General features: G+C 37.7%; 3 protein-coding genes. All 3 read right to left on the bottom strand.

Going from position 1 to position 4,673, the window contains the following annotated elements; genetic code table 11:
* Positions 1-836 precede the first annotated feature (836 nt).
* The 3 genes from BUA16_RS17615 to BUA16_RS17605 all read right to left on the bottom strand — a co-directional run bounded on the left by BUA16_RS17615 (position 837) and on the right by BUA16_RS17605 (position 4,157).
* Positions 837-3,026: a DNA/RNA helicase domain-containing protein gene (locus BUA16_RS17615; protein ID WP_072766031.1), complete on the bottom strand. Its 2,190-nt coding sequence runs from the start codon at positions 3,024-3,026 to the stop codon at positions 837-839.
* Positions 3,026-3,358, bottom strand: a complete 333-nt coding sequence (locus BUA16_RS17610) for a nucleotide pyrophosphohydrolase (RefSeq protein WP_245795604.1) — start codon at positions 3,356-3,358, stop codon at positions 3,026-3,028. Before BUA16_RS17610 ends, BUA16_RS17615 begins: the two co-directional genes overlap by 1 nt.
* 547 nt (positions 3,359-3,905) lie before the next feature.
* Complete coding sequence (locus tag BUA16_RS17605; protein WP_072766029.1) at positions 3,906-4,157, bottom strand: zinc-ribbon domain-containing protein; 252 nt, start codon at positions 4,155-4,157, stop codon at positions 3,906-3,908.
* Positions 4,158-4,673 lie beyond the last annotated feature (516 nt).

Below are 4,673 nucleotides of genomic sequence, written 5' to 3'. Positions count from 1 at the left end.
TACTTTTCTTTTTTCCTGCTCGATCCAGCATGCATAAAAGCCGTTCCTTTCTGCTTCCCTGAGAATTTTCCTCGATTTATTTTATCAATTTCCTAACCGTATATCCTTTGAAATCCCTTAACAGCCCGGAAGGGTCTTCCTGGTATGTGCGAAATACAAAATATATACTTCGACTTCGCTCAGTACAGGCATGGCTGGGGATAAAGCAATATGCAAACACTTCCATGCCTTTTTCTGCCCTGCAATACGATACGCTTTCTTCCAAGATTGAAAAATAGGCCTGTCTGATGAATATATCCAACCAATATACCCTTGCGAAGCTTACAAAGTAGGAGGCGGTCTTATTATGGAATTTGTATTTTCTGGTCTTTTTTACTTTAGATTGCTTACTGTTGCCGACACGAGCGCGACGCTCGGGATAGCGGGGCAATTATTGCCAATGCGCCAGCTGGCCCCTTACTGCAAATGCATATCCTTACATTTTTCGTGAGGTCCTATTGTTAATTGCCAACTGCTCCCTGCAACCCGCGTTAGCTATTGCAGCGGCATCCTTTTTTAAAGGGCCGTGGGACCTTTAAAAAAGATACAGCGGAAAGAGCGACCCGATAGGGGAACGCCCATATAGAACATGGATAACTGATATCTATATGAAAGAATCTTAAGGCAAACCTCGTGGGCGTCCTCGGTTTTTTGACACTAAGCTTTCTGAACATAACATACCCTGAACAAGAATGACCATAAACATGCATTCGCTATTTTGTAAAGCCACAGTCTATAATGTCTCCATAGGAATTAAAGTGAGAACCTTCGCCATTACCGGTTTACATTATGTTGGATTACAACACGCATTCAAAAACACCTAGGACCCTAAAGGAGGTTAATGCATCGTCCGTTAATACGATGTTTTTATAACTGCTATCCGTGGAAATGGGCTTTAAAGTAATCGATTGGTGTTTCCAGCCATCGGCATCTTCATATTTTTTGCTCTCATATTCCTTAATTGTATAACAAGAACCAAAATCGGAGTCTTGTAAATTGGTGTGCTCTACCAATACAATTTGGCCATTTCTAGAACCACCACTATACTTTCTAAATAGACAATACGCGCCATTTGGTATTATTTTATTCATAGATTCCCCAATGACCTGGCAGGCAAAAAGATCTTTGCTAGGTCTAATATTGTCCGGTATCTTAACCCAGGCAACATCTTCTATCTGTTGCAATTCCCCAAAATCACCTGCGGCTACTTGTAGGCCATACAATGGAACGGAGTTCTCGAAAGGTTTGATGTTTGTAGTTTGAAAAATTTGTTCGGAAGATGCCACCTCTTTCTGATAACTTGGAATAAAAGAGCTGAAATACGCTCTTAGGTTAGGGTCGCATACATAGACATAGGTTCCTTTTATACCCCTGAGCATGATTGTTTTGTAGATATTAATGATAAAATCTTTTAATTCTTCGGGGTCCTTTATAGATTGCTTGCCATTTTTATCAAAATAATGCTCCTCCTTGACAATAATACTTTTGGTCGCTGGATCATATGAAATTTCGTTTCCAAAAATGATCCCAGAATAATTCAAGTCATATCCCTGGGTGGTATGTATGCATCCTACCTCATTGATTGAATTTTCAGAATTAATCCAATCATTGGCCGTACCGTTCCATTTCAGCTGTACCCCATCAATATGAATATCAAAAGCTGCTTTGTCTTTATTGGATATCCATTTCCAAGAATACCCCGCAATTAACCTAGAAAGACCACTTTCCTTATTTCTCAATTTTATCTGTTCTATCATGGTAGGTAAAGAATCGAACATGGTAAACTCGTACTCCTTAGAATTAAAGAATTCGGTATGGCCATTAAGTTTAGAGTGAAGGAGGGCATCTATATATTCTACATAGGCATTGCCGCCTTTTACTCGGAATTGCGACTTTAGTGTAAGGGTAGCCGTTTTATTAGATTTCTTTAAGGCATCAAAATCTTCTTTTTTGGCGTCGGAAGGTTTTATCGATTGGTTTTCATCATAGAACAATACGGTATGTGTAGCTTGCATCAGCACCCAATCTAATTCACTACAATTGTGTTTATCGAGCCCTAAGGCTTCACATGCCTTGTCAAATGCCCCAAAATAGGCTCCTAGATTCACTCTCCTTCTTAAGCGGTGCGATTCGTCTACAACTAACAGGTCATATTTGTTTTTACTCACTTCGGCAGGACCTATCACCATACTGGCACTTAAGCCTTTGATGTTCTTAAAAACCTTTTTTAAGGTGGCTCGGAAAGAGGACATAGGAACCACCAGTGCCATTTTTGGGTTGGGAAGCTTCGTTTTAATGGTCTTTACCAACTCAATAAAAGCTTGCTCTTCTGTTCCAAATTCTTTGAAACTAAAGTCCTGTAGGTGGCTCGAAAGCATTTTAAATAGAAATATGGCAAGAATAGTTTTGCCTGTACCCGCACCGCCATCTACAATAGTATTTTCAAAATTTCCCGTGGCAAGACTTTTTAATATTTCAAACAGCCCTTGACTTTGTTCCATGGTCAAGGTCTTATAAGGGGAATATTTAAAAAGATCCGAGTTATCAATATGGGCAATGGAGTGTTTTGTTATTCCTTCTGCTCGGAGCTGATTCCAGACAGAATTAAAAATATCCCAGTAAACTTCTTTTTTCTGGTAATAATTATGGTTCGCTAAGCCAAGGTTGGCATTTAATAATTTAAAAACATTGTCACCAGCGATATATTTAATCAGGTTTGATTCGATATCCAGTGTTGCAGATTTATTAAACTTTTCACTGGTAATAAGATGAACGGATGTAAGCTTGCTCTTTGCTTGATGTTTCAAATGTGAATTCATCCTGGCATAGGCATCTGTAGTTTCTCCTACATAGGCAGTTTTAGATTCACCATCACTTAAAATATAGACCAATGGCCACAGGTCTTTTGCAAAGTGATTGGTATCAAAATGATTAAAAAGGGTCTCTTCAAAATCGTACTGATTTATTTTAACTAAAGGTAAGCTCATTAAAGTTCGTTATATTTTTTCGCTGTTCCCTTTGCTTTTTCAACCGGATATTTTTCGCCATTTTTCCTGATTTTATCCAACACGATATCTTTTACATCCAAGTTGTATTTATCTGCTAAAAGAAATGCATAGGCAAAAACATCGGCCAATTCTTCCTGAACCTTTTCCTTACTGGCTTCTTCGTGTGATTTCCACAAGAAGCTTTCTAAAAGTTCGCCGGCCTCTATATTAAGAGCAACTGCCAAATCTTTTGAGTTGTGAAATTGTTCCCAATCTCGCTCGTTCCTAAATTTTAGCAGCGCTGCTATAATTTCTTTAATGTCACTCATCATTCCTTATTTTTTAAAACCCAGTCTAAACCAATAACCTTTTTTCAAGATTAAAGAATTGACTGTTAAGTGTATAAATCCCCTTAAAACATCGATTTCCTTTCGATGAAGTTCTAAGGGGTATCAATACGATTATGGGATATAGGTCACCACATGGATATCTTAAACTAAATGGAAAGATATAATATTAATAAAGAGGAGGCAAGCCCTAGCATAGGGTTAAGATAGTATCCGCTGCTGTGGCGCGCGTCACCCTTGTGGCCGTACTGGTTTTCTTTTTCAATGTAGTGGTCGCCAACGTATATACATTCTAAGATACACGGAGGCACTGTCGATATTTTAGAAGGTCTGGTCCTCGGCATAATTTCTGGGACTGCTGTAGCTGTAGTTTATATGGACGGTCACTAAATCTGTTTTGACTTGAGTGTTTTGTACATAATGAAGCATCCTAAGTAAGTATGTTCCTTTTTAATTTATGTGTACTTTGTAGTTATTAGGGCCTATATTGTTTGACCTGTTTACTCTTGCCGGCACGAGCGTGACGCTCGCGCTAGCGGGGTAAGTCATTTACTTTTTCTTTAATGTTATTAAATAAATCTGTTTCTAGAACAGTCGGATTTGTATTTTTTATTATTGCATTTCCACATTCTGGACAGAACTTATAATGTTCCTCTATTTTTGATTCACATTGGTGACAAACAACTATTTCAAATTCTATTCCAATATGTTTTTTTTCATTCATTAGAACCAATTCTTTTGGAATATCTTTCACAAACTCTGATACATTCCCTTTTTGGGACATTAAATAGTCGCTCCTTAAAAAATCTTTAAGTTGTTTCTTTTCAGTTTTTTACGCTTGAAATAAGCTCTTTTTGGATGTCTTTAATTGCAAGTAAATCACTATCTTGTATAGAAAACCTTGCAATAAATGATTGGAAAATCACCTTCACAGCATCAGAAAGACTTATTTAAACCTCTTCTTAACCCGCATTATTCACCAAGAGTTTTTTCTTCAAGGAATTTGAGGATAAATTTTGCATTCCCTGGATTAAGGAAATTTTCCGGGATAGTTTTCCAGCTGTTAGATGAACCTTCTGTAAATTTTAGTGCAGATATGACTATTTTTAGTCCTGATATTGCTGAAATTTCCCGATAAGGCATAGGTATCCCAAGACTGATAAACAGTGAGATGAGTAACTTTTAGCCAGAGAGCAATTCCTGGAATAGATGCTGGTACACAAAGGCTTTGGAGAGCCGGTAATAAATTCTTCTTTTGGTTATTTTAATGGTAGCACCTATTTTCAGCAGGTTAGTCCTA

This window comes from Arenibacter nanhaiticus (assembly GCF_900141935.1).
GTDB lineage: Bacteria > Bacteroidota > Bacteroidia > Flavobacteriales > Flavobacteriaceae > Arenibacter > Arenibacter nanhaiticus.
The sequence above is the reverse complement of the archived record's forward strand: the minus strand, read 5'-3'. Positions and strand labels throughout refer to the sequence as shown.